Annotated in this window: 31 protein-coding genes and 1 riboswitch; of the genes, 26 read left to right on the top strand and 5 right to left on the bottom strand. The window is 32.1% G+C overall.

The window, feature by feature from the left end:
• Window positions 1–46: 46 nt before the first annotated feature.
• The 14 genes from LY60_RS06815 (at window position 47) to LY60_RS06755 (ending at window position 9,072) form a co-directional block, all read left to right on the top strand.
• The gene (locus LY60_RS06815) at window positions 47–565 is read left to right on the top strand and encodes a methyltransferase family protein (RefSeq protein WP_145081797.1); all 519 of its coding nucleotides are present in this window, start codon (window positions 47–49) and stop codon (window positions 563–565) included.
• Window positions 566–628: 63 nt separating this feature from the next.
• On the top strand, window positions 629–1,009 hold the full coding sequence (locus LY60_RS06810; protein ID WP_145081794.1) for a hypothetical protein: 381 nt from the start codon (window positions 629–631) through the stop codon (window positions 1,007–1,009).
• Window positions 1,010–1,107: 98 nt separating this feature from the next.
• Entirely contained in the window at window positions 1,108–1,749 is a 642-nt protein-coding gene (locus tag LY60_RS06805; protein ID WP_145081792.1) for a hypothetical protein, read from the top strand.
• 275 nt (window positions 1,750–2,024) lie between these two features.
• Window positions 2,025–3,074 carry a DMT family transporter gene (locus LY60_RS06800; RefSeq protein ID WP_145081789.1) on the top strand — a complete coding sequence of 350 codons (1,050 nt, stop codon included), beginning with the start codon at window positions 2,025–2,027 and terminating at the stop codon, window positions 3,072–3,074.
• Between the two features lie 170 nt (window positions 3,075–3,244).
• Window positions 3,245–3,802: a flavodoxin family protein gene (locus tag LY60_RS06795; RefSeq protein WP_145081786.1), complete on the top strand. Its 558-nt coding sequence runs from the start codon at window positions 3,245–3,247 to the stop codon at window positions 3,800–3,802.
• Window positions 3,803–3,826: 24 nt separating this feature from the next.
• Window positions 3,827–4,435 (top strand): lactate utilization protein, encoded by a 609-nt coding sequence (locus tag LY60_RS06790; protein ID WP_145081783.1) that lies wholly within the window; start codon window positions 3,827–3,829, stop codon window positions 4,433–4,435.
• Window positions 4,436–4,512: 77 nt separating this feature from the next.
• Window positions 4,513–4,965 carry a peptide deformylase gene (gene def, locus LY60_RS06785; RefSeq protein WP_145081780.1) on the top strand — a complete coding sequence of 151 codons (453 nt, stop codon included), beginning with the start codon at window positions 4,513–4,515 and terminating at the stop codon, window positions 4,963–4,965.
• An 83-nt stretch (window positions 4,966–5,048) separates the two neighbouring features.
• Complete coding sequence (locus LY60_RS06780) at window positions 5,049–5,585, top strand: cysteine hydrolase family protein (protein WP_145081777.1); 537 nt, start codon at window positions 5,049–5,051, stop codon at window positions 5,583–5,585.
• Between the two features lie 12 nt (window positions 5,586–5,597).
• Complete coding sequence (locus LY60_RS06775; RefSeq protein WP_145081774.1) at window positions 5,598–6,065, top strand: GNAT family N-acetyltransferase; 468 nt, start codon at window positions 5,598–5,600, stop codon at window positions 6,063–6,065.
• Between the two features lie 35 nt (window positions 6,066–6,100).
• Window positions 6,101–6,496: a hypothetical protein gene (locus LY60_RS06770; RefSeq protein WP_145081772.1), complete on the top strand. Its 396-nt coding sequence runs from the start codon at window positions 6,101–6,103 to the stop codon at window positions 6,494–6,496.
• Window positions 6,497–6,580: 84 nt separating this feature from the next.
• Window positions 6,581–7,093 carry a GNAT family N-acetyltransferase gene (locus tag LY60_RS06765; protein ID WP_145081769.1) on the top strand — a complete coding sequence of 171 codons (513 nt, stop codon included), beginning with the start codon at window positions 6,581–6,583 and terminating at the stop codon, window positions 7,091–7,093.
• Window positions 7,094–7,302: 209 nt separating this feature from the next.
• Window positions 7,303–7,815 carry a hypothetical protein gene (locus tag LY60_RS06760; protein WP_145081766.1) on the top strand — a complete coding sequence of 171 codons (513 nt, stop codon included), beginning with the start codon at window positions 7,303–7,305 and terminating at the stop codon, window positions 7,813–7,815.
• 161 nt (window positions 7,816–7,976) lie between these two features.
• Window positions 7,977–8,117, top strand: a complete 141-nt coding sequence (locus tag LY60_RS18015) for a hypothetical protein (RefSeq protein WP_170226128.1) — start codon at window positions 7,977–7,979, stop codon at window positions 8,115–8,117.
• A 93-nt stretch (window positions 8,118–8,210) separates the two neighbouring features.
• A riboswitch (guanidine-I (ykkC/yxkD leader) is annotated at window positions 8,211–8,305 on the top strand.
• Between the two features lie 59 nt (window positions 8,306–8,364).
• Window positions 8,365–9,072 (top strand): B3/B4 domain-containing protein, encoded by a 708-nt coding sequence (locus LY60_RS06755; RefSeq protein ID WP_145081763.1) that lies wholly within the window; start codon window positions 8,365–8,367, stop codon window positions 9,070–9,072.
• A gap of 56 nt (window positions 9,073–9,128) precedes the next feature.
• On the opposite strand, the gene LY60_RS06750 is transcribed toward LY60_RS06755, so the two are convergent.
• From LY60_RS06750 to LY60_RS06730, 5 genes are all read right to left on the bottom strand, one after another.
• Complete coding sequence (locus LY60_RS06750; RefSeq protein WP_145081760.1) at window positions 9,129–9,599, bottom strand: HAD family hydrolase; 471 nt, start codon at window positions 9,597–9,599, stop codon at window positions 9,129–9,131.
• 12 nt (window positions 9,600–9,611) lie between these two features.
• The gene (locus LY60_RS06745) at window positions 9,612–10,361 is read right to left on the bottom strand and encodes a phosphate ABC transporter ATP-binding protein (RefSeq protein WP_145081757.1); all 750 of its coding nucleotides are present in this window, start codon (window positions 10,359–10,361) and stop codon (window positions 9,612–9,614) included.
• Window positions 10,362–11,192 (bottom strand): PstA family ABC transporter permease, encoded by an 831-nt coding sequence (locus LY60_RS06740; RefSeq protein WP_145081755.1) that lies wholly within the window; start codon window positions 11,190–11,192, stop codon window positions 10,362–10,364.
• A gap of 5 nt (window positions 11,193–11,197) precedes the next feature.
• Window positions 11,198–12,058 carry a phosphate ABC transporter permease subunit PstC gene (gene pstC, locus LY60_RS06735; RefSeq protein ID WP_145081752.1) on the bottom strand — a complete coding sequence of 287 codons (861 nt, stop codon included), beginning with the start codon at window positions 12,056–12,058 and terminating at the stop codon, window positions 11,198–11,200.
• Window positions 12,059–12,169: 111 nt separating this feature from the next.
• Window positions 12,170–13,111, bottom strand: coding sequence for a phosphate ABC transporter substrate-binding protein (locus LY60_RS06730; protein ID WP_145081749.1), 942 nt, complete (start codon window positions 13,109–13,111; stop codon window positions 12,170–12,172).
• Between the two features lie 265 nt (window positions 13,112–13,376).
• On the opposite strand from LY60_RS06730, the gene LY60_RS06725 reads away from it, so the two are divergent.
• From LY60_RS06725 to LY60_RS06670, 12 genes are all read left to right on the top strand, one after another.
• Window positions 13,377–14,333, top strand: a complete 957-nt coding sequence (locus LY60_RS06725; protein WP_145081746.1) for a LysO family transporter — start codon at window positions 13,377–13,379, stop codon at window positions 14,331–14,333.
• Between the two features lie 166 nt (window positions 14,334–14,499).
• Entirely contained in the window at window positions 14,500–14,952 is a 453-nt protein-coding gene (locus LY60_RS06720; protein ID WP_145081743.1) for a hypothetical protein, read from the top strand.
• Between the two features lie 23 nt (window positions 14,953–14,975).
• A complete protein-coding gene (locus LY60_RS06715) occupies window positions 14,976–15,842 on the top strand; it encodes a hypothetical protein (protein WP_212633458.1) in 867 nt (288 codons plus the stop codon).
• A gap of 192 nt (window positions 15,843–16,034) precedes the next feature.
• Window positions 16,035–16,970 (top strand): hypothetical protein, encoded by a 936-nt coding sequence (locus LY60_RS06710; protein ID WP_145081737.1) that lies wholly within the window; start codon window positions 16,035–16,037, stop codon window positions 16,968–16,970.
• Between the two features lie 39 nt (window positions 16,971–17,009).
• Window positions 17,010–17,429, top strand: coding sequence for a hypothetical protein (locus LY60_RS06705; RefSeq protein WP_145081734.1), 420 nt, complete (start codon window positions 17,010–17,012; stop codon window positions 17,427–17,429).
• A gap of 35 nt (window positions 17,430–17,464) precedes the next feature.
• Entirely contained in the window at window positions 17,465–18,130 is a 666-nt protein-coding gene (locus LY60_RS06700) for a DUF1905 domain-containing protein (protein WP_145081731.1), read from the top strand.
• A gap of 161 nt (window positions 18,131–18,291) precedes the next feature.
• Window positions 18,292–18,825 (top strand): GNAT family N-acetyltransferase, encoded by a 534-nt coding sequence (locus tag LY60_RS06695; RefSeq protein WP_145081729.1) that lies wholly within the window; start codon window positions 18,292–18,294, stop codon window positions 18,823–18,825.
• A gap of 24 nt (window positions 18,826–18,849) precedes the next feature.
• The gene (locus tag LY60_RS06690) at window positions 18,850–19,602 is read left to right on the top strand and encodes a nucleoside phosphorylase (RefSeq protein ID WP_145081726.1); all 753 of its coding nucleotides are present in this window, start codon (window positions 18,850–18,852) and stop codon (window positions 19,600–19,602) included.
• A 27-nt stretch (window positions 19,603–19,629) separates the two neighbouring features.
• Window positions 19,630–19,866: a DUF2164 domain-containing protein gene (locus LY60_RS06685; protein ID WP_145081723.1), complete on the top strand. Its 237-nt coding sequence runs from the start codon at window positions 19,630–19,632 to the stop codon at window positions 19,864–19,866.
• A 64-nt stretch (window positions 19,867–19,930) separates the two neighbouring features.
• Window positions 19,931–20,377: a GNAT family N-acetyltransferase gene (locus LY60_RS06680; RefSeq protein ID WP_145081720.1), complete on the top strand. Its 447-nt coding sequence runs from the start codon at window positions 19,931–19,933 to the stop codon at window positions 20,375–20,377.
• A 35-nt stretch (window positions 20,378–20,412) separates the two neighbouring features.
• Complete coding sequence (locus tag LY60_RS06675) at window positions 20,413–21,309, top strand: DUF3658 domain-containing protein (protein ID WP_170226127.1); 897 nt, start codon at window positions 20,413–20,415, stop codon at window positions 21,307–21,309.
• A 205-nt stretch (window positions 21,310–21,514) separates the two neighbouring features.
• On the top strand, window positions 21,515–23,065 hold the full coding sequence (locus LY60_RS06670; RefSeq protein WP_145081715.1) for a glutamate synthase-related protein: 1,551 nt from the start codon (window positions 21,515–21,517) through the stop codon (window positions 23,063–23,065).
• Window positions 23,066–23,226: the final 161 nt, after the last annotated feature.

Below are 23,226 nucleotides of genomic sequence, written 5' to 3'. Positions count from 1 at the left end.
CGCCCGTGATGTAGTGATAGTTGGCAGTAGAAGAAAGAGAGGTAAAATGAATTCATTTATAACATTAATACCACTTATAGTTATAAGGTTTGGACTTTTAAGCATACTGGATAAGGAAGCTTTAAAACGTGCAGCTTTCTTCGCTCCCTTGGTTGGAAAAGAAAAGGTGGCATACTTGTTTTATCAAATTACAAACATTATGATTTTTGTATATCTGTGTTTTCTCAAGATTACGACTGATCCATACTGGTTTAATTTAGGACTGGTGATATATGGATTAGGAGTTTTATTGTGTCTTATATCCATATTAAACTTTGCAAATCCTTCAGAAAATGGTATCAATCTGAAAGGACTTTACCGCTTTTCCCGAAATCCTATGTATGTGGCATATTTCATTTATTTTCTAGGTTGTGTGCTGCTTACGAAGTCATTGATATTATTTTCAATAGTAATAGTTTTTCAAATATCAGCACATTGGATTATACTATCTGAAGAAAGATGGTGCGTAAAGGAGTTTGGTAAAGAGTACATAAATTATATGACTAATGTAAGGCGATATATTTAAGTATGATATGTATTATAGAATTAATAAAAATTGCATAAATCAGAAGCATAGGAGGGAATATCTATGAAAAAGAAAATGGCATTTATAATTATATTGCTATTAGCAGTGATGGGTACTTTATTTTTCCTCACCGGTGGAAAAAGAGCTGATATTATATTAAATGATTATACTGTATCCGAGGATGGAAGTATCATGACAATTAATGTTGGTGTAGCAAGCAGCATGGGTTATGTAAGAACGCTTAAGGTAAAAGAAGATGGAGACAAAAAGTATATTACCTTTTATGAAACATATGGAATAAATAGTAGTCTTGGTGCTGAAAATGAATTTCAAATTGAGTTGAATCCATCATGTAAAGGAATATATTTTTATAGAGGAGAAGCTGGATATGATTTGGTGCTGGAAAAGAATGATGAAACACAAGAATGGCAATTGAAAAAGTAGCGATTAATGTGACACCCAAATATTATGTACCAACTACAGAATATGACTATTAGGGGTTAGTTGTAATTATAAGGTTGAATTTATATATGGGGGAATTTATGAAAAAGAAAAAAACAGTAATAATTTTAATATCAATATTAGTAGTAACGATATTATCAATTATGTTTTATGTTTTTAAGCAAGTTAATTATGATAATAATGATTTTAAATTAGCGATAAAATCAGTATTCAGACAAGAACTTACTTTAGATGAAATGATAAACTCTAATTTATATAAAGCATATGAGCAAATAAATCCCAATTCTAATTTAATTGAAATAAACAATTTCTTAAAAAAGAAAAATGACTATTTAGGACCCTTTGCAGTCTGGGACTTTGTGTATGGCAGAATATTGGTAGGTTACAATGAATACACTGAACCTAAAGTAAGGTTGAAATTAATTAGTTTCGAAACTCCATACACTATTGAACTTAATGATGATGAATTTGATTCAATTTTTGAGTGTAAGACTATTGATGAAGTAATTGAAATTCTTGGAGAACCAATTATTAAACTGGAGGGGTTTAGTGAAAATGATATTAAATATTCTTATGAATGGTGCGTAAAAGCAAAATACTTTGAACCAAATACATTTGGCGGACCATTAAATTTCCCATTACCTTATAAACGGAAGCTTAGAGTAAATATTGATGTTCTAGAAGGCAATTTAATTCATAAGTTGTCTATTGTAAAATATTAAAGTAGAAAATAATTATACACACCTTGTAAAATATCGCCTAAATTGATATAATGTTTAAGGTTATCCCCCGATAACCAAAATATATTCCCAATACCCCTTTTATGCATTTAATGCATAACAAGAAAGGCCGAAAGGCCTTTTGTGTTTTTTTAACATAATATTACATGGACCGCTTGAGATCTTGATTTGATTTTTTTCTAAAATTTGCTTTTAGTCAATATTACTATTATAATAGTAATAAAAATGAAATAGTTTCAGGAATATGGAGATGCATTATGGTAAAACACTATAAAGCAATATTTTATGCCATACTGGCAGCAGCATTATATGCTATTAGTGCACCAATATCTAAACTTCTATTAAAGGAAGTTCCACCTACAATGATGGCATCTTTTCTTTATCTTGGTGCAGGACTAGGCATGTCTTTTGTAGATATGATTAAACAAAGGAAATTTGCAGAAAAAACTGAGGCAAGGCTTACAAAACAGGAACTTCCTTACACTATTTGGATGGTTGCATTAGATATTGCAGCACCTATATTTTTGATGCTTGGACTCACAATGACATCTGCTGCTAATGTTTCATTGCTTAATAACTTTGAAATTGTTGCTACATCAATAATCGCATTGTTGATATTCAAAGAACCTATAGGGAAAAGGTTATGGGGTGCTATTTTTCTTATTACCATTTCAAGCATTATTCTTTCTGTGGAAGATCTGAGCAGCTTTTCATTTTCATTTGGTTCAATTTTTGTATTATTAGCATCTGTTTGTTGGGGAATGGAAAACAACTGCACAAGCAAGTTATCTGTAAAAGATCCATTGCAGGTTGTCATTATTAAGGGATTTGGTTCTGGTATTGGTTCTTTGATAATTGCATTGGCACTGGGAGAAAAGGTAAGTAACATTTATTATACAATTGCAGCCTTAATATTAGGATTTTTTGCTTATGGCTTAAGCATATTCTTTTACATATATGCACAAAGAGACTTAGGGGCTGCAAAGACAAGTGCATATTATGCTATATCGCCATTTATCGGAGTAGGAATTTCATTGACAATTTTTAATGAAATACCAACAACCTCATTTATCATTGCATTATCAATAATGATTATAGGAATGTATTTTGCTTCGACAGAAGGGCATAGACATAGACATCATCATATTGCAATAACTCATGACCATTTCCATAGCCATGATGACGGGCAGCATAATCACATTCATGATAAAACTGTTAAGGGGAATCATACGCACATTCATACTCATGAAGAATATACCCATTCACATAAGTACAGTCTGGATATACATCACAACCATGCTCACTAAGATGAAATTTTATATTACACAAATCCCTAAAGGATTCACTAGAATCTCTTAGGGATTTGTTGAATTTAAATTTATTCGTCAGAGTCATTGTACATATCGTCATTTTTGTATTGCATACTAAACTTATATAGTAATATAATGGAATTATTAAGCATAATGGAGAGTTAATCATGAAAAGTATAGTAGCTTTTGTTGGAAGTGCAAAACATAATGGTAATATTGATAGCATCGTTAATAAAGTATTAGAAGGTGCAAAAGAAAATGGGTCTGAAACAAAAATATATTATCTAAATGATATGAATATAAAATGCTGTCAAGGATGTCTATACTGCAGAAAAAATGATACTTGTTGTATTAAAGATGATATGAAGACTGTTTATGAAGATATAAAGTCAGCAGATACCATAATAATAGGGTCTCCGGTATATATGTGCCAGGTCTCTGCTCAGACTAAGATATTATTGGACAGACTTTACCCTTTAACTGAAATAGATATGGGAAAGCATATACCAAGATTTGGTGAAAAGCAATTAATAATGGTTTATTCACAAGCAGCACCGTTTAAGTTTATGTTTAGTAAATATTTCAGGTATGTATCTAAAAGTTTAAGAGGAATTGGATTCAAGGAAATCAAAAGAATAGTGGCAATAAGATCATTTACACAGGAAGTTGCTTCAAATAATATTAAATTAATGAAAGAAGCATATAAAATAGGACAATTATTATAATACAAAAATAGTGGGGTGTTGGGGATGAATGAAGATAAGTTAAAAAAGTTAATGAAAAACTTTAAACAGAGAAATATAGAAGTCGAGTATTTTGAAAGCTTAGAAGATGTTAAGTCACTCATACTGGATATGGTACCAATAGAATCGACAATAGGAATCGGTCATTCGGCAACACTCCAAAAGATGGATATTACAAACTTATTATTAGAAAGAGGAAATATAGTATATGATAAAGAGCTTGCAAAAAATCGAGAAGAAAGCAAAGAATTAAAAAGAAAGGCTCTTACTACAGATTGGTATATAACTGGTTCAAATGCCATATCGGTCGATGGGAGAATTGTTAATGTGGACCATAGTGGTAATAGAGTAGCTTCAATCATCTATGGACCAGATAAAGTAATAATTGTAGTTGGTAAAAATAAAATTGCAGACACAGTAGATGATGCTATAAAAAGAGTTAAAAATGTAGCATGTCCCACAAATGCAAAGCGTGCAGGATATAATCCTCCATGCGTAGCATTGAACAGGTGCGTAGGTTGTGTAGGGGTATGTAATATACTTTCAATAATCGAAGGTCAGACAGACAGTAATAGAATTAAATTGTTCATAGTTAATGAAGAATGTGGATTCTAATATTTTAACTATTCCATAAAATTCATAATGATTTTGTGATGTATAATAAAAATAACAGGATAGGATGTGTTGCTTAAATGGCATTAAGAGAAATAAGATTGTTTGATGATGAAATATTGAGGAAAAAAAGCAAGATAGTTGATGTTGTAGATGATAAAATAAGACAAATATTAAATGATATGGCTGATACAATGTATAATACTGAAACTGGTGGTGGATTGGCCGCCCCACAAGTAGGTATATTAAAACGATTAGTTGTATTAGATATGGGACAGGGACTCATAAAGCTGGTAAATCCAAAGATAATTTACCAGGAAGGAACGCAGGAAGTAATAGAAGGATGTTTAAGTATTCCAAATAAGTGGGGTAAATTAACAAGACCTGAAAAAGTAACAGTACAAGCATTAAACGAAAATGGAGATGAGGTATTATTGACAGGTACAGGAGAACTGGCAAAATGCTTCTGCCATGAAATAGACCATTTAGAAGGCATTCTTTTTACTGATTTTGTTACTGAATATGTAAAATAAATTGTGAGTTAGTAATTATTAGGATTATTAACAATATGTCTACATTTTTTTTACAGACAATAAAAATATGAAAGGACAAAACTATGAATAATACTATTTTACTGGTTGTTGATGTTCAAACAGCATTGATTGAAGAACATCCTTATAATGAACAGAATGTAATTGATAATATCAAAAGGCTTATAACTGTTGCAAGATACAATGAAAAAGAAGTTATCTATGTGCGCCATGATGATGGAAAGGGCGAAGAGTTAGAATATGGAACTGACGGATGGCAGATTTATTATGAAATAAAACCTAATAATAACGAAAAGGTTTTTGAAAAACAATATAACAGTGCATTTCTTAAAACTGGTTTAAAGGAATACTTAGACAGTAAGAAAATAGATACTATTATATTGACGGGACTTCAAACAGAATATTGTATTGATACCACTTGTAAAGCTGCTTTTGAACATGGATATAAACTAATTATTCCTGAAGAAACCAATACAACTTTTGATAATGAGTACCTAGACGGTCAAAAACTTTATAATTTCTATAACTATAAAATTTGGAATAATAGATTTGCAAAAGTTCTATCGTTAGATGAAACAATAAAAGTTCTAATGTGCAAATAACAAGAGGATTATATGATTAGAAAACTTGATTTGAAAAATCCAGAAACAGCAAAATGTATATTGGAATTACAAATAGCTTCATATAGCATAGAAGCTGATATTATAAGGTTTAATGATATACCGCCTTTAAAGGATACCGTTGAGAGTATAAATAAATGTGATGAAATTTTTTATGGTTATTATATTAATGATGTTTTAGCAGGGATAATTTCCTACAAGATTATAGAAAAGGTTATTGATATACACAGGGTTGCAATACACCCATTATTTTTTAGGATGGGCATTGCAAATAATCTGATTAATTTTATAGAAAAACTTGAAAACAACACAAATAAGGTAGCGGTATCTACTGGAAAAGAAAATTTACCAGCTGTTAATTTATATTTAAGGAATGGATATAAAAGAAAAAATGACATTGAAATTTGTAAAGGAATGTATATTACTGAGTTTGAGAAGGATTTGAAATTACCAGATTCATAAAGGTATTTAAATTGGGAATTTATATGGAGGGCAATATGAACAAATTTCAATTATATTTACAAAATCATCCTAAGGTACTTAAAAGATTTATTTTAGGATATATCATATTTGCAGGATGTTTTGTATTTCCTTTTGGAAATGAGCATTTCCCGTTTGATTTCACAAAGGCATATTTAGTTATTGCTTCTTATGGAATAATAGGATTAGGATTCGCAGGAATATATGGTACACATAAAGAGAAATTTGTATATGCAGCAAGTTTGTTTTTAACTGTTTTAGGAATGATATGCCGATATATTTTAGAATATGGTGAAGTATCAAACACAATGAATTTTACATTATTTAACATAGTCTCTTATGTTGCCGTAATACCTGTTTTTACTGTGGCTGCTTATTATTTTTCTATAAGATATTTGATTATTAAGAACTAATCTTTACTTCAGACAGTCTATGAGGTTATGGCGAATTTATCGTACATAAGAAGTATAATATAATTCAAACAAGGAGAAATATCCATGATATTAGAAACAGAAAGATTATATTTGCGTGAGATGAACCAGGAAGACTTTCCATCATTGTGTAAGATATTGCAGGATAAGGATGTAATGTATGCTTACGAACATGCCTTTGATGATGCTGAAGCACAGGGGTGGCTTGACAAACAATTTATGAGATATAGACAATATGGTTTTGGTCTGTGGGCAGTAATATTGAAAGAAACCGGTGAAATGATTGGACAATGTGGGCTTACCATGCAGGATTGCAACAATAAGCAAGTGCTTGAAGTTGGGTATCTTTTTCAAAAAGCATTTTGGCATAAGGGCTATGCCAGTGAGGCTGCAATAGCTTGTAAAAAATATGCTTTTGAAGTCCTTCATGCTGATGAGGTGTTTTCAATTATTCGTGACACCAACATTGCATCACAAAATGTTGCAAAGCGAAATGGCATGACAATAACAGACAGATTTATTAAACATTATTATGGTGTTGATATGCCGCATTTGGTTTTTTCCATTAAACGCAGTTAATTAGCATCGATGCTTTTTTATAATTTTGATATGAATTCTATTTCAATATATTGCACCGAAAAATTAGTAATGTTATAGTTGGATAACACCAATCTTAACAAACATATGTAGTCTGCATATAATAATTTAAATAGTTATTTTATAAAATGCTAAGAAAGGCGTGTAGTATATTGAATAATAGATATCAACAACAATTAAATAACATACATATGAAAAAAGATGGAAACTTATATCCCAATAATTTAAATATGTTAGAAAATGCAATTATGAATAATACTGGATTTATGAGACTTAATATTGTTAAGCAAAGTGATAAAACACCTGTAACTAATGCTACTATAACAATCTATGTTACTGATGGCATGCAAAGAGATATTCCTGTTATGCATTTAATAACAACAATTAACCCGATTAGAATTGAATTACCCATGGCTAATGAATTAGGCACTAAAATAACAGGACCTGAATATAACTTTTCAACATACAATTTAAGAGTAGATGCCTTTGGCTACATTGCAAGGAATATATATAATATACGTTTGTTTCCTAATATCACAACAAACTATGAGATTGGAATGCAAACTGTAACAGATCTTGATGTTCAGCCACTTATTGAGGAAAGGCTTGATTTTCCACCTCACCCAAGGGATATCATAGAGGGTATTCCTTCAACCTCAAGTATTTGGACATTTTCAAGTATTAAAAATCAAATGACAAGATAAGATAATTAATTAAGCACTCATTGAGTTTTTAATATAAGGTAAATTAACCAACTAATTTAAGGGAAAATATTCAATTATGTTATATAATAGAAATGAATAATAAGGATAATATCATTTGATAAATTAATAATACGAACTATAAAAGACCAGGGGAAAATAATATGGAAGTTATTATGTTGCTGCTTGTAACTATACTTGTTTTATTCTTAATTATAAAAGGTGCGGTGCATCAGGGTACATTTGACGCACTTAAAGAATTTGATGAGTATTTAGATAAAAAAGAAAAAAATAAAATAGAATGATTAACTATGAGGTTTTGCGCATATATAATATTTTGTTGACATAAATATTCCATTATGCTAAAATTCATATGTAATTTACATAATACAAATATATTTTTTGTTTTCTAGGGTTCCGCAATTTATATTGGCAGGTCCGAGAGAAAACGCACAGTTGACTGTGTACACGGAAGGATAAAAGCCTGGGAGATATTGAATAATATTTCTATGGGCTTTTTTATTTTATTAAATTAATTTGGAGGTATTTATTATGAAAAAGTTTATTATTGAAGATTCTTTTTGGAGTTTATTTCCTGATGCAAAAATAGGAATTGTTATTTGTAATGGTATAGATAATTCTATAAAAGATAAAGAACAATTTGCTGAAATGATTTCAGCGGGAGAAACAGAAGCATTGAAATATTTGCAGGATCCAGAATTCAGCAATAACCGTGTAATAAAAGTATGGAGAGAAGCATTCCAGAAATTTAAAACAAAGAAAGGTGTAAGGGCTTCCATAGAAGCGTTGTTAAAGCGAATACATAATGGAAATCACATTGGAACCATAAACCCATTAGTTGATATTTATAATTCTATTTCATTAAAGTATGCATTGCCTTGCGGCGGTGAGGATATTGACAAATTTGCAGGTAATATTAGACTGACTGCGGCTGTTGGAAATGAAGAATTTATTCCTCTGGGAACAGATGAAAATTCACCTCCATACGAAGGTGAAATAGTCTATAAAGATGATATGGGCGCAATATGTAGATGTTGGAACTGGCGTGAAGCAGTAAGAACAATGCTTACTGAGAATACAAAAAATGCTTTCATGTGTATTGAATCAGTTGATGAAACTAGAGCTGCGGAATTTGAGAACGCATTAAATGAGCTTGCTGCAAATGTACGTGATAACTTAGGCGGAACATGTAAAATTTCGGTGCTGGACATTAATAACAAGGAACTTGTAATAGAGTAATTTACATGAGAAAAGGCTGTTTTATCATGATTTGAGCATCGATGATGAAACGGCCATTATCCCCTAAGAGTTGCTATCAATGCATTTGTATTTAATAACAAATTTATTCCATCTTCAATGGATTTAACCAATATAGTTGCTTCTTTTAAGAGTGCGACGCACAAGCCTTCCTTTTCCAGTACTGCTACAGAAAGAGAGGCAGCTTCAAACATTTTTATATCATTATATCCGTTTCCAAAGCATATTGTTTTGTCTTTGCCAAGCTCATTTACGATTTTTAATTTATAATCAGCAGCATTGTCTTTTGGAAAAGTTTTTAATGTTAAATTAAGCCCTTCACATTCCTTTGCTGCAGAGCCATATGTATCTGCAGTAAGCACATATACATCAGCCATGTTGCACAGAATTGATAATTTTTCTCTAGTTGATTTGGAGATTATTCCATTTACAGCAATAGTACCGTTATAATCAAATACTATGTTCGCTATATTGTAGGGACTTCTGCCGGGTATATTAATATTTATCACTCAATCACCTCATTAATTATTCATATACATTATATATTCTTTAGTCCTTGCATCAACAGGATTATTAAATATTTCATCAGGACTTCCCGTTTCAACCAGAGTGCCTTCTTCCATATACATCACACAATCAGCAATTCTTTTAGCTTGAGCCAGGTTATGAGTGACAATTATTATGGAGTATTCATTTTTTAGTTCTAGGAGCATTTTTTCAATGTAAGAGGTATTTTTAATATCCAATGCAGAACAAGGTTCATCCAGCAAAATTATTTCAGGATTTACCGTCAAACATCTTGCTATAACCAGACGCTGCTGCTGCCCTCCTGATAATCTGGAAGCCGGCATGTTCAAATCATCTTTGACCTCTTCATATAGATTTGCTTTCTTTAAATTATCAACAACAATATTATTTAATCTATCTTTGTTTTTTTCTCCATAATAAATAGGAGCGTAAGTCATGTTTTTATAAATTGAAAAAGGAAACACAACAGGAGATTGAAAGACCATCCCTATGGAGTTCCTAAGCCTTTCAAGAGGCATATCATTAATATTCTTATTATCTAATATAATACTGCCTGATATTTGTCCTCCATATTCCTCAACTGTTTTATTTAATGATTTTAAAAATGTAGATTTACCACAGCCCGATGGTCCGATTATGGCAGTAATCTTATTTTTTTCAAACGAAGCATCAATGTTTTTTAATATATTGTTTTTACCATAGTTAACACATAAGCCCTCAGTATTTAAAATAATTTCACTCATTTATATATCCTCAATATTGCCGACAAAGTGGCAGATTAAATTAATAGAAAGTACAATAACAATTAAAACAAAGGCAGTACCGTATGCCATATCAACAGACAATCCTTCATTAACCAAAATATATAAATGGTATGGCAACGCCATGAATGGATCTGTTAATTTAGAAGGAATTCCTGAAATTATAACAGCCCCTGTGAACATTATAGGTGCTGTGGCTCCCATGGCAAACACTATACCTAATCCCAGTGAAGTCATTATATATTTAAATGCATTTGGAATAACAAGCTTTACAATTGTATAACTCTTTGGTATACCAAGGCTCAAGGAGCAAATAAACTGCTCATTTGACGTTTCTTCCAACGCCTTTTTAATTCTTATAGAAATAAACGGTATAATCATAATTGTTAAGGTGATTGATGCACTCATCAGACTTTTATGCATTCCTAAGCCTACTATCAACAATGAATATCCAAACAACCCTATTACAACAGACGGAATTCCTGCCAGGCATTGCAGTGCTTGTAAAATGTAATGTTTTACTTTTTTATTTTCACAATAAAATACTAAGTAAATTGCAGTACATAAACCTAATATTCCCCCAAACAGACCGGACAACAGCCCCGATAAAAGAGAACCTGCAATTGCAGGAAATATTCCTCCTTCTGTTCCTAAAGGGATTCCTTTTGGTGAACCAAAAATAAATTCAGTTGAAATAACATTAAAGCCTTTGTACAACAGGTAAGAGAATACCCCAATTGTTACAGATATAATTGTTAATCCTGATAAAATAACCCAAAGCTTAAATAAAAAGTCCTTAATTTTATTTTCCACTAGAATCACCTCGATCCTATTTTGTTTATCTTGTGAGCAATAAATTGAATGATTAAAATAATAATTATTAATATGAGTCCTGCGGCATACAATGATGAATAATGAATGCTTTTGTAGGTTGAAGTTCCCATTTCAAGCGCAATTAAAGAAGGAATTGTTTCAGCCCTTCCTAACAGTCGCGGGAATATAGGTGAATTTCCGGTTACCATCATAACAGCCATTGTTTCACCCATAGCCCTGCTAAATGCTAACAGCATGTTGACGAAAATACTATTTGCTGCAAAGGGAAGCATTACTTTTCTCATTGTATACCATTTAGATACTCCTAAGGACAAAGAAGCAGTATAATATTTCATCTTGCCTTTTTCAAAGGTTTCAGTACAGCCTGTAACTATATACGGAAAAAGCATTACTGCTAGAAGCATTCCGCCTGCCAAGACACTTTCACCAGTACCCATGTTTAAATTATTTTCTAAAAACTTAACCAGAATAATCAAGCCCACAAAACCAAAAATTACAGAAGGAATACCGGCTATCATATCAATAAAGGATAATAATATTTTAGTATACTTTTTATTGACATGAAAGCTTAAAAACAGTGCACAACCTACTCCCAGCGGTGTTGCTATGAAAATAGCTAAAAATGAAACATATAGAGTTGCAAGTATCATAGGAAGAAATGAGTATTTTTCGGTACCTAATGGACTCCAGGTGTCTCCAAATAAATATTCTTTTATTTGAACTTCTCTAAAAAAAGGTATGCTTTCTTTTAATATATAAAAAAATACCAACAGAACTAAAATACTTGACAATATAGCTCCAATGGTAATTAAACTTTTAAAGATTTTTTCTTTATACTCTTTCATGATGACTCCTAACTGTAGGTCATTACTATTTACATTTCATTATCATTCCAAAAGAAGGTGAAGAATCTCATTAAAAATATGGGATCCTTCACTTCGTTTAGAAAGATACAACTATTTTACAGGTACAAAACCCATAGATTCTACAACTGCTAATCCTTCTTCACTCATTACATAATCCATAAATGCTTGCTGGGGAGCAGTAAGTTCACCGTTAAATATTGCTATTAAAGGTCTTTGAATTATGTAGGAGCCATTAATAATATTTTCTTCAGAGGCTTCAACACCATCAACACTTAATGTTGCAACCTTGCCTATATTTTGGTTAACAACTCCAAATGAAGCATATCCGATTGCATATTCGTTTTCGATTATTTTTGTAACCAATGCTCCCATTGAAGGAGCTTGAATTGCATCTGCTTTAACCTGTACATCACCCATTACTTTAGATTGAAATACTTCATGAGCACCGCCGCCTATATCTCTTGTAACTACTATTATTTCTTTATCAGGAAGTGAAGCATCTAAATCTTTCCAAGTTTTGAACTCACCTGAAAATATTTTTATTATTTCATCCTTTGTTAAGTTGTTTTTAACTGTTAGAACAGGATTGTTAGGATTTACACCCAATGTTAAAGCATCTATACCAACTTTAAATTCCTTTAATTCAGGAAGCTGTTCCTTTTCAGTATCCTTTACTGTTCTTGCCACCATTCCAAAGTCACTTGTCTGGTCGATAACTGATTTAACACCTTGTCCGGAACCGCCGGCTGAAACATATATTGCTATGTTTTTTTCAGGGAATGAAGCATCAACTTTGTCCCATGTAACATTACCTTCAATAAAATTTGTAGAAATAGAAGCCATTACAGGAGCAAGAGTAGATGATCCGTTAAATAAAATTTGAGGATTAAATTCATCTTCCTTTGGTTCTTCAACCACCGGTGTTTCTGCAGGAGCTGCGTTTGGTTCAGCAGCAGCAGGTTTTTCAGTGCTGCAGCCTGCAAGTACCATTAAAAGTATTAAAAAAATACCTAAAACATTAAATTTTTTCATTTTGCACCTCATTTATATTTTGTCGATAATTAATAATATAACATATATTGGCAATTTAATATAATGAAACAATTTCATTATTCCAAGTCAGTTATTAAAAAAAGTAATAATAAAATCACAAGAATTAAGTTGTTTTTTATAAACAGACAAAATATGTTAATGCATTTTTTAGTCAATTATACAAATTTTGTATAATATGTGATATAGTTGTGTTATAATATTGGTAAACGATTGCAATTTGCAGATAATTTAACGGGGGGATTTTATGATATTTATGCCATTTATATGCCTAGGCATTGGATTGTTGCTGGGATTGCGCCATCTGCCACAAAAAATATTGAACATAACAGACAAAGTTATTAACGTTGCTTTGGTGTTGTTAATGCTGACCATTGGATTAAATATAGGTATAAATGACTCAGTTATGCTGAATTTGGATTCAATAGGCTTTAACTGTCTGATTATTTCCCTATGTGCTATTTTTTTCAGCGTTTTATTTACTGTAATAGTAGAAAAAACTTTACTGCCTTTGGAAAAGTTAAAGAATAGGATTTGTGCAGAAAATGTCAGCATCAGTGATGAAATTAATATTTCTGATGAAGAAGGTAAGGGTGGTTCTATGCTTGTATGGATCATGCCTGCAAGTATTGTTTCAGGAGTAATTATCGGTTATTTTCTGTTTCCGGATAATAATTTAATATATGTTCTTGACTATTTGCTCACTGGTTCACTGATAATTTTATATATGAGTGTAGGCTTAAGCCTTGGCTGTAATATTAATGTATTCAGATATATTAAAATACTTGGGTTCAGAGTTGTTTATATTTCTATAGCTATTCTTATAGGCAGTATTACAGGCGGAGCAATTTCAGGGATTGTTCTTAAACTGCCTCCACACATATCAATAATTTCAGCGAGCGGAATGAGTTACTACAGTCTAACCGGAGCATATATGACACAGGTATATGGAATTGAAACTGGCACATATGGTTTTATAGTAAATGTCATGAGAGAGTTCTTTACAGTGTTGCTATTGCCTTTTCTTATAAAAATAAGTACAGGAAGTCCTATTGCCGGAGGAGCTGCGGGAAATATGGATACTATGCTTGTTCCGGTGACTAAATTTGTGGGAGTTGAAATCGGATTGGTAACATTGATTACAGGTGTTATATTAACTTTTACAGTACCGTTTATGCTTCCGATTTTGTGCGAAATATTTTAAGGTTGTATGAAATACTCAATCAGGAGATTTGATATCATCTTGAACCTGAAAAAGTGGAACATATAAGTTCTGAAGTGATTGTCAAGACTGATGATCTTAGATTAATCACTTCTCACTTTACAGATGCTGATGTGACATATGAAGTTATAAAATAATGGAGGGAAAAATGTTAAAAGAAATTGCTTGGCGTGTTATTATTGTGTATTTGACTTTGGTTATAATTTTTTACTTTTCAAAACCGTACAGGTTGGGAGGTTATGAAGAATTAGCAATTACCAGGTGGGATTATGCATTGGAAGAAATCGAGCCAAATAAAACTATAATCTCTTACGGCGTATTTTTCACCAATAAAAGTTTAGGCAATATATTCATAAGAATACTTAAACCAAATTATAAAACTGAAGTATTAAATAGTATAGAATATGACAATGTTATCATGCTCAATAAAGAAATAGTGCCTGAAGAAGTGTTGGAGGTTAATTGGAGCATAATTGTAGACAAACAAGGGCTGACAGTCAAGGATGCTAAATTAATACTGACAAGCGTGGGAATAAATGCAAGAGTTAAGGGAGAAAAAATTATAGAACACGAAATGGTTGGAACATTTAATCATTATTAAAGGAATAAATGGGGGATGGGATAATGAGAAAGTGGATGTTATTGTTTATTTTGTGCGTATGCGTATGTGTTTCAGGCTGTGAAAACAAAGGCACTACTTATAAAGAGACTACAAATGAAAACATCGCCAACGATGAAATTAACAGGAAAGAAGCAATAGACAAAGAAAGTTTTTTTGAAGACAGTGCGGGATATAAGTTTGATAAGTATATTGTGAGTGATCATTTTGAATTATATTACAATTCGAAAAATGAGCTGAACAAATTCTATGCTACTAATTCTATTAAGATATTGGAAGAAGAATATAATAGAATTTTAGAATTTTTAAGTGTAGATAGCACAAATATGCCTATTGTTAAAATTAATATGTATGATGAATATGAATGTTTAAGACAATCCATTATATCGGAGGCGTTTTTTGACCCTGATGACATGGACATAAATTTCGCAGGTGTAATGTTGAGCAAAGACACATTTTACTATACTCTGAAACATAAATCAGGTAAATCAGTAGATTTAGAAACAGTTCTTGTTCATGAATTTGTTCACACTGTTGCAATGGCCTTAACAAATGGAAAAATGCAAATTGATTGGTTGTGGGAAGGAACAGCAAGGTACCTGACAGAGGATACGGATTATAGTAAGGTTTATTACAAGGAATTGATTGAAAAAGGAATTCCGGATAGGTATTTATTGAAAAGAAATGTAAAATACAGATATAATTACGGGTACAGCATGGTTGAATTTATTGTTGAAACATATGGCAGAGAAAAATTAGTCGATTTGTTGTTGGATTACGGAGATATAGAAGAAGTTCTAGGTATTACGGAAAGTGAGTTTAAAGAGGGCTGGAAAGTATTTGTTGAAGGAAAAATAAGCTCAATGCAGTGACTAAAATTTGTGGTTTATCATTATTTGCATAGAATTGAGAAACATTCGGCATTTATAAAATATTGAAAATTATATGGAAAATTGTGTAACAAATCTTTGTTTTTCTCGTCTAATTTTATAATGAGCATTAATTTTTAGGAGTAAGTAGAAGAGTAATGAAAAAAATAGTAGCTGGTGCTGGGGAATAATGTGATGAAAAATAAATATATAATGGCTATTAGTATTTTATTTATTGTTATAGGTATTTCTGCCTTATTTAAATTGTATTTAACAAATAGAAATTTAATAAAACTAGTTGATGAAACGGAAAAAAAGTACCAGGAACTTAGAGTTCAAAAGTCACATGATAATTATATGGAAGCAAAAATTCTGAAACTATCAGTAATTGAAGATAATTTTAAATGGATGAAGGATGTTGAAAAAACTGATAAGATAACATTAGAAAACTATGATGGCAATATTTTAGATATAAAAGAAGACACATCAATAAACAAAATTATACTTCAAGGGTTATATCTTGGTGAAGATGTTATTACGCCTGATGATTATATTAGTGTTCAATTGCATAATGATTACCGTCTTCATTATATTTTACGATATCATTTCATGGATACTATCAACGAAATATTAATTTTTGACGATGGAACTATAAAATATAAGGATTCATATTACCGTTCTCCTATTTTGTTATGTGCAGCTCAATCATTAATGCCAATTGCAGAAGAAGTGAATCATATAAAAAATAATGCACTAAGTGTAATGGTTAATTCCACTATGGCTACTTGCTCAAATTATATGTTATCGGAAATTGATAAGTCATATATGGAACAAAGATTGACGGAGTTATGGGATAATGCAGTTAGATTAAGGGCTTCGGCGCATTTTATTAACAAGAATATGGTTAAGGTTGATAATAATGTCGATGAAACACTCGAAATGCTTGTTACTAAATCCAGTGGATATAGTGAAGGAAAGCAAGTTGATATGTATATTTTTGCCATAAATGGCGGAGAAGTAGATCACGTAAAATTAGTATATGAAGATGTTGAAGAAATTTATAAATTAAAAACAGAATTAAGTAAAGACAAGAAGTACTTATATTTTGATAATATTTGGACTGCTGATTGATAATTTGAATAGTTATGTTAATGAAATGGGGGATGTTAGATGGGCAGATGGGCAGGTTTAGGTTTTAGCAGAGCTTCAGTACTAAAAACAATAATTGTGTTTATTATTGCAATTATCATAATGAGTTATTTATTTCGATATCTTGTTAAGTCAAATAAAATAAAACCAAGTAAATTATCAAAGTTATTTTATATGGATGATGAACAATACGTCAAGTACTGGGAAAAGGAAAGACGTAAGGGTAAAATAAAGTTTGTTTTGTACATGGATGTCCTTATAAGCATAACCATATGGGGTACTGCCATTGTGGTCATAGCAGCGACAGATGGAGATTTCAGTAAACTTAAAAGTACTTTGCCTATATTTTATGGTTATTTAATCGGAAGCACAATAGGCCAGCCACTGAGATGGAATATAAATGAAAAAAGATATAAAGAGTTAACAAAAAATATTGAGTAAGTAGAGAAAATTCAATGCAAAAGGACGGTTAACAGATGATATACAATTTTAAGTCGATTGTTCACAAAGAAGGCAATAGAGCATTTATTAAGATTCCATTTAATGTCTGGGAGAAGTGCGGTCAAAAAGGACTTATACCTGTTAAAGTTGAAATATCTGACATTTCTTTTGAGTGTAAACTTGTTCCAAAAGGCAACGGTATTTATTATATACCAGTGATAAAGGAAGTTTGCAAAAAAATTGATTTTGATAATGAACTTGATGTACATTTTAAAATCATTGATGGACTTAGTCGAATAAACTCAAATAGCCCATATAGCCAAGAACATTCTATAAGAAAAATTGATGGCATAACCTACATAAAACAACCGCATAATGGATGCTGCGGTCAAACGTGCCTTGCCATGCTTGCAGGTATTTCTGTTGAAGAAGTTATAAAAATTATGAAGAGTTCAAAACATCAAGCCAGCATTAGCAAGGTGATTGAAACATTGGACTACTTTGGATTTTCTCATAAGAAACCGGCTTATACTAAGGGTAGAAATGTTCAATTGCCAAAATGTTGTATTATAAATGTCAGAGGAGAAAACAAAAGTCATCTTTCAATATATTATGATGGTATATATTACGATCCTACACAGGGGATATTACCGGTGTATCCATATGAAAATTTAATTAGCTATATAGAAATATGCGTATGAGTTGACAGTAAAATATTCGGACAGGTTGTATTAAATAAGCAAAAGATGTTGTATTAGATGGACTAAATTTATTGATACTTTTATCAATCTATTAGAAAAAGCTGTGTCAATTAAAAAAGTGATATTTTAAAAAATCAGTGGACTACCAGGAGGGGAATTAAATGAAGGAAATAATAATAAACGGTGAGAAGTTAATAATCAGGAGGTCTAAGCCATCTGATGCTGAAGCATTAATCAATTATATCAATACCGTAGCAGGAGAATCTGACTTTTTGTCATTTGGAATCGGAGAATTTGACATGAACGCTCAGCAGGAAGAAGTATTTATAGAAAACATATTAAAAAAAGATAATGCCATATCAGTGGTGGCAGAATTAGGCGGCAAAATTGTTGCAAACTTAAACTTTTCAGGTGGATCGAGGAAACGACTTGCTCATGTTGGAGAATTTGGCATAAGTGTTCTGAAGGAATATTGGGGATACGGAATAGGGGAAGAACTTATTAAGTACCTAATAGACTGGAGCAAGAGTTCATGTATTATCAGAAAAATAAATTTGAAAACCAGGACCGATAATTTTAAGGCAATAAAATTATATAAAAAGCTTGGTTTTGAAGAAGAAGGTATGTTGAAAAGGGACATATTAATAAATGGAACATTTTATGATACTCTATGCATGGGTATGATGATTGATTGATATTGTTGATTAAAGGGGGATATTATGAGTATATTGAATTCATTTGACAATGAAACGGAAGAAATTTTGAAGCCAAGTCATGTTACAGGAAAAATAGACAATTTTCCTGAAGTTGTTGTTGCTACGTTCAGTGACAAGATAATCAACCTGGTTAAAAATATGAGTAGTGCAGTACAGATAAGTGATATGTCGGCAGGATATACTATTCCAATTTACAAAATAAATTATGATGGCAATGATGTTGCTGTATATCAAACAATACTTGGAGGTGCAGGTTCCGCAGGCCTCATGGAAGAGGTAATAGCCAAGGGAGGCAAGAAGTTTGTGTTCTTCGGTTCATGCGGAACATTAGACCAGGGCATTGCTGCAGGTCATTTTATAGTACCGGTTGCTGCATACAGAGATGAGGGCACCAGCTACCATTATGCGCCGCCGGCTGATTATATAGAAGTACGTACAGCAGATAAACTTGCCGGTATTTTTCAGCAGTTGGATATTCCTTACATAAAGACGAAGACTTGGACAACAGATGCCTTGTACAGGGAAACAAGAAAAAATATGATGAATAGAAAATTGGAAGGATGCCTGGCAGTTGATATGGAATGTGCATCGATTATGGCAGTGAGTCAATTTAGAAATGTTGAGCTGTATCAATTCTTGTATGCTGAAGACACATTGGACGGAATTGAATGGGACTCACGGACTATGGGGAAAATCAGTAGAAGCACATTTGAGAAATACCTGCAGATAGCGCTGCAGGTAGCATCCAGAGTATAATATATAGAAAAATTATCAGGAGATCTTATGAACAAAAAAAATAAAATTGAATTACCTAAAGAAAAAAGAGAAGAGATGATTTTAAAAATAAAGAATTACTTTTTAAATGAAAGAGATGAAGAACTAGGCGATTTGGCTTCAATTATGATTTTTGAATTCATAACAGAAGAGTTGGCAGCAGAGTTTTATAACCAGGGAGTCTATGATTCCTATAAATATATGAATGACAGATGTGAAGATTTACTGTCCATTCAGAAATATTAATAAATTCATTAGTGCTATAACGGAAGTAGGTAATTGATTAATATTTAAAATCTATGGAGGAATCATGATTTGCTGCAGAGACATACCATTTAATGAGATTTCAATAATTAAAGAATTATGGGAAAAAAACAGGGAATACCATGAAAACATTTCAGAGAATTTTGGAAACCTTTATGCGGATTTAGTTTTCGAAGAACGTATGAATCATTTCAGTTCTTTTGATAATGAACATTTAAAGATTACAGCAGCACAAGAATCTGAGAATAACATACTGGGATATGCCATTTCTACATTTGAAGAAAACGAAGGGTGCATTCATTCCCTTCATGTTGCTGAAAATTACCGTGGCTCAGGAATAGGAAAAAAATTGATGAACAGCCATATAGACTGGCTGAATGAAAATGGATGTAAAGACATTTCCATAACAGTGGCTGTGGAAAATTTAAATACCATTGAGTTTTATAAAAGACTGGGGTTTAAAGAAAACACAATTGAAATGAGATTGATGTAGTGAATGGCTACAAGGTAATGGTAGGGAGGAACGTTGTGATAGAGGTAATGTTTGGAGAAAGTGAAGGCGGGGGTATGAAGGCAGCAAAGAATTACCATAAGCCTGACATTGATAATATGGCGATTTCATATATAGGTAATGGGAAGAAGCCTGATAGAGAAGAACTTGAGAAGATGTTTGAAGGTCAAGCAGTCGGTGGTAATTCGTCACAAGTGGTTTGCATTCCGTTCTTACTGGATATGGGACATATAGATGTTCCGGTTGACAGCGAGTACAGAAAGAATCTAATAATTGATATGTATACCATAAATGGATTTAATGACAGAGATGTTATGAAAAGCTTAGAAGAGGCGTGGGGAAAATACATTAGTGAAATAGAGAAACTTAAGAGATATGCAGCTCTTGGAGAAGGCATCCGCTTATGGTACAGCGATGCCCCATATTCTTTGTGTGGGTTTTATTTTGTGTGCAATTTATTAAAAGAATATGACTGCAGTGTTTTTGCTGTGAAGCTCCCCCACCATGTGCAGATTTCAGACAATGAAATACAATTTTACACCACATGGGGTGAAGTGGCAGCTGGAAAGTTCTATGAATTTCTTCCTTTGGCAAAAGAATTGTCTGCTTGTGAAATACGTTCCTATGCATCAAATTGGACTGAATTAAAGGAGGAAAAAAGTACTTTGCGCGCTGTTGTTAACGGAAAGGTCATAGGTGTGCCGGAAAATTTTTATGACCACATCATTCAAAAGGAAATCCCGGACGGTGAATTTATCATGGCTCGATTAATAGGAAAAATACTAGGAAAATATCCTCTTGGAGTCGGTGACTGGTGGTATGCCAAAAGAATCAATATGATGATAGAACAAGGGAAACTGGCTGTAGTGAAAAAAAATAAAGAAATTTACAGCCAAACACTAAAAAAGATGTAGGTTATTATATGTAAGATACTTAATGTGCAAAAAATAGAGAAAAAAGTACCATGATGAATTAATTAAGAGGATTTGATACGTTCAATTATTGACATATGACATGAAAAGAGATATAATTTTATTAAACAACATATGTCATAAAAGTTGACTATAACTAAATATAGTGAAAATTTGACGACGCAAGTCTATTTTAATGGAGGTAATTATGTCTTACAGTCCTTTATTAGGAAGTTCCACAACTCATACAAAAGTTAGGACTCCGGAAAACGTTTCTAAATTTTCGGGTATGTGTTCAGTTTGCACATCAAGTTGTACCGGTACATGTGAAATAGGGTTATCTGCACTTAGAGGTTCTGAAGCAATTTATCCATATGAAACTGATGTAAACCAATTTGCTTCTGAAAAAGAATATCCATTGGATTTTTCTCATTTTAATATTAATGGAAGAGTTTTTGGTACAGTTGGATGCGAAGAAGACGCCTATGCTGCTACATATCCAAAAGCTAGTATCAATATAGATTTTGGCATAGAAAACAAAATAAAAATGAAGGCTCCAATAATTTTGCCAGCCATGGCAAAGTTGAATTGGAAGGATTATTATGCAGGTGCAGCCATGGCCGGTGTCCTAGTGGTTATAGGAGAAGATGTAGTTGCAAAAGATAAAAACCTCCTCATAGATAAGGGAAAAGTTGTTTCTTCACCGCTAATTAATGAAATGGTTAATTCCTTCAGGCAGTATTATAGAGGTTATGGTGATATAATTCTGCAGGCAAATTATGACGATGAGAACTTGGGAGTATTGGATTATGCCATAACAGAACTTGGAGTGAAATCTGTGGAGCTGAAGTTCGGCCAGGCAGCTAAAGGTATTCAAGGCATGGGAAGGGTAAAAAGCATAGACGAAGCAATTAAATTTCAAAAGATGGGATATTTGGTCTATCCTGATCCTTCAGACCCTGAAATTGCCGAAAATTATAAAAATGGAAAAGGCCAGGTTTTTGAAAGAATAGGCAAGCTTCCTATGTGGAATGAAGAAATACTTATTAAACGTGTTGCTGAATTAAGGAGCTTAGGAGCAGAACATATATGCTTTAAAACTGGTCCTTTTGATCCAAAGGATTTGGTGAGAATTATCAAAATTGCTTCAGCGGCAGGAGTTGATTTAATAACATTTGACGGAGCAGGCGGAGGAACCGGAAACAGTCCTGTGAAGATGATGAATGAATGGGGTATACCAACAGTTTATCTGGAAAGCATGCTCTATGATATATTAAAAAAATTTAAGTTTAGAAATTATAATCTCCCTCAAATTGCCATAGCAGGAGGATTTGCTTCAGAAGATCAAATTTATAAAGGATTGGCTCTTGGGGCTCCATACATAAACTTTGTTGCTGTAGGAAGAGCAGCAATGGCAGCTGCAATGTCCGGTAAAAAAGTAGAAGAATTGATTAATTCAGGTACAGTACCAAAAGAGATACAGCGTTTTGGCAGTACAAAGGAAGAAATATTTGCAGATATAAGAGAACTGAAGTTGTATTATGAAAATGCTGAAGACATTTCAGCTGGTGCAATTGGTGTTTATTCTTATATAAACAGATTGTCTGCAGGAATGAAACAGCTCATGGCCTTAAACCGAAAGTTCAAATTAAGCTACATAGACAGAAGTGATATAATTCCAATGACAGAACTTGCAGCACAAGTAACATGTCTGGATACTTATGATGACATATTGATAAGAGAGTTGGAGAAGTTGTAGTGAAATAAATATATAATTAGGTGGGTTCAAGAAATTCTTGAACCTTTTTTTAATTTAATTATTGACATATGCCGCAAATAAGTTATAATAAAAATATAAATAACATATGTCATAAACTATAACGTTAATAGTTGAGCGAGCAATTAAAATAAATTTAAAAG

Origin of the sequence: Sedimentibacter saalensis, from assembly GCF_007830175.1 — a bacterium.
In the GTDB taxonomy this organism is placed as follows: domain Bacteria; phylum Bacillota; class Clostridia; order Tissierellales; family Sedimentibacteraceae; genus Sedimentibacter; species Sedimentibacter saalensis.
Note: the sequence above shows the minus strand (reverse complement) of the source record. Positions and strands in the feature narration are given on the sequence as shown.

Excerpts from the sequence above, each read along its gene's own strand:
- LY60_RS06815 (WP_145081797.1), top strand. The coding sequence starts at position 47 with ATGAATTCATTTATAACATTAATACCACTTATAGTTATAAGGTTTGGA.
- LY60_RS06810 (WP_145081794.1), top strand. The coding sequence starts at position 629 with ATGAAAAAGAAAATGGCATTTATAATTATATTGCTATTAGCAGTGATG.
- LY60_RS06805 (WP_145081792.1), top strand. The coding sequence starts at position 1,108 with ATGAAAAAGAAAAAAACAGTAATAATTTTAATATCAATATTAGTAGTA.
- LY60_RS06800 (WP_145081789.1), top strand. The coding sequence starts at position 2,025 with ATGGTAAAACACTATAAAGCAATATTTTATGCCATACTGGCAGCAGCA.
- LY60_RS06795 (WP_145081786.1), top strand. The coding sequence starts at position 3,245 with ATGAAAAGTATAGTAGCTTTTGTTGGAAGTGCAAAACATAATGGTAAT.
- LY60_RS06790 (WP_145081783.1), top strand. The coding sequence starts at position 3,827 with ATGAATGAAGATAAGTTAAAAAAGTTAATGAAAAACTTTAAACAGAGA.
- def (WP_145081780.1), top strand. The coding sequence starts at position 4,513 with ATGGCATTAAGAGAAATAAGATTGTTTGATGATGAAATATTGAGGAAA.
- LY60_RS06780 (WP_145081777.1), top strand. The coding sequence starts at position 5,049 with ATGAATAATACTATTTTACTGGTTGTTGATGTTCAAACAGCATTGATT.
- LY60_RS06775 (WP_145081774.1), top strand. The coding sequence starts at position 5,598 with ATGATTAGAAAACTTGATTTGAAAAATCCAGAAACAGCAAAATGTATA.
- LY60_RS06770 (WP_145081772.1), top strand. The coding sequence starts at position 6,101 with ATGAACAAATTTCAATTATATTTACAAAATCATCCTAAGGTACTTAAA.
- LY60_RS06765 (WP_145081769.1), top strand. The coding sequence starts at position 6,581 with ATGATATTAGAAACAGAAAGATTATATTTGCGTGAGATGAACCAGGAA.
- LY60_RS06760 (WP_145081766.1), top strand. The coding sequence starts at position 7,303 with ATGAAAAAAGATGGAAACTTATATCCCAATAATTTAAATATGTTAGAA.
- LY60_RS18015 (WP_170226128.1), top strand. The coding sequence starts at position 7,977 with ATGGAAGTTATTATGTTGCTGCTTGTAACTATACTTGTTTTATTCTTA.
- LY60_RS06755 (WP_145081763.1), top strand. The coding sequence starts at position 8,365 with ATGAAAAAGTTTATTATTGAAGATTCTTTTTGGAGTTTATTTCCTGAT.
- LY60_RS06745 (WP_145081757.1), bottom strand. The coding sequence starts at position 10,361 with ATGAGTGAAATTATTTTAAATACTGAGGGCTTATGTGTTAACTATGGT.
- pstC (WP_145081752.1), bottom strand. The coding sequence starts at position 12,058 with ATGAAAGAGTATAAAGAAAAAATCTTTAAAAGTTTAATTACCATTGGA.
- LY60_RS06730 (WP_145081749.1), bottom strand. The coding sequence starts at position 13,111 with ATGAAAAAATTTAATGTTTTAGGTATTTTTTTAATACTTTTAATGGTA.
- LY60_RS06725 (WP_145081746.1), top strand. The coding sequence starts at position 13,377 with ATGATATTTATGCCATTTATATGCCTAGGCATTGGATTGTTGCTGGGA.
- LY60_RS06720 (WP_145081743.1), top strand. The coding sequence starts at position 14,500 with ATGTTAAAAGAAATTGCTTGGCGTGTTATTATTGTGTATTTGACTTTG.
- LY60_RS06715 (WP_212633458.1), top strand. The coding sequence starts at position 14,976 with ATGAGAAAGTGGATGTTATTGTTTATTTTGTGCGTATGCGTATGTGTT.
- LY60_RS06710 (WP_145081737.1), top strand. The coding sequence starts at position 16,035 with ATGAAAAATAAATATATAATGGCTATTAGTATTTTATTTATTGTTATA.
- LY60_RS06705 (WP_145081734.1), top strand. The coding sequence starts at position 17,010 with ATGGGCAGATGGGCAGGTTTAGGTTTTAGCAGAGCTTCAGTACTAAAA.
- LY60_RS06700 (WP_145081731.1), top strand. The coding sequence starts at position 17,465 with ATGATATACAATTTTAAGTCGATTGTTCACAAAGAAGGCAATAGAGCA.
- LY60_RS06695 (WP_145081729.1), top strand. The coding sequence starts at position 18,292 with ATGAAGGAAATAATAATAAACGGTGAGAAGTTAATAATCAGGAGGTCT.
- LY60_RS06690 (WP_145081726.1), top strand. The coding sequence starts at position 18,850 with ATGAGTATATTGAATTCATTTGACAATGAAACGGAAGAAATTTTGAAG.
- LY60_RS06685 (WP_145081723.1), top strand. The coding sequence starts at position 19,630 with ATGAACAAAAAAAATAAAATTGAATTACCTAAAGAAAAAAGAGAAGAG.
- LY60_RS06680 (WP_145081720.1), top strand. The coding sequence starts at position 19,931 with ATGATTTGCTGCAGAGACATACCATTTAATGAGATTTCAATAATTAAA.
- LY60_RS06670 (WP_145081715.1), top strand. The coding sequence starts at position 21,515 with ATGTCTTACAGTCCTTTATTAGGAAGTTCCACAACTCATACAAAAGTT.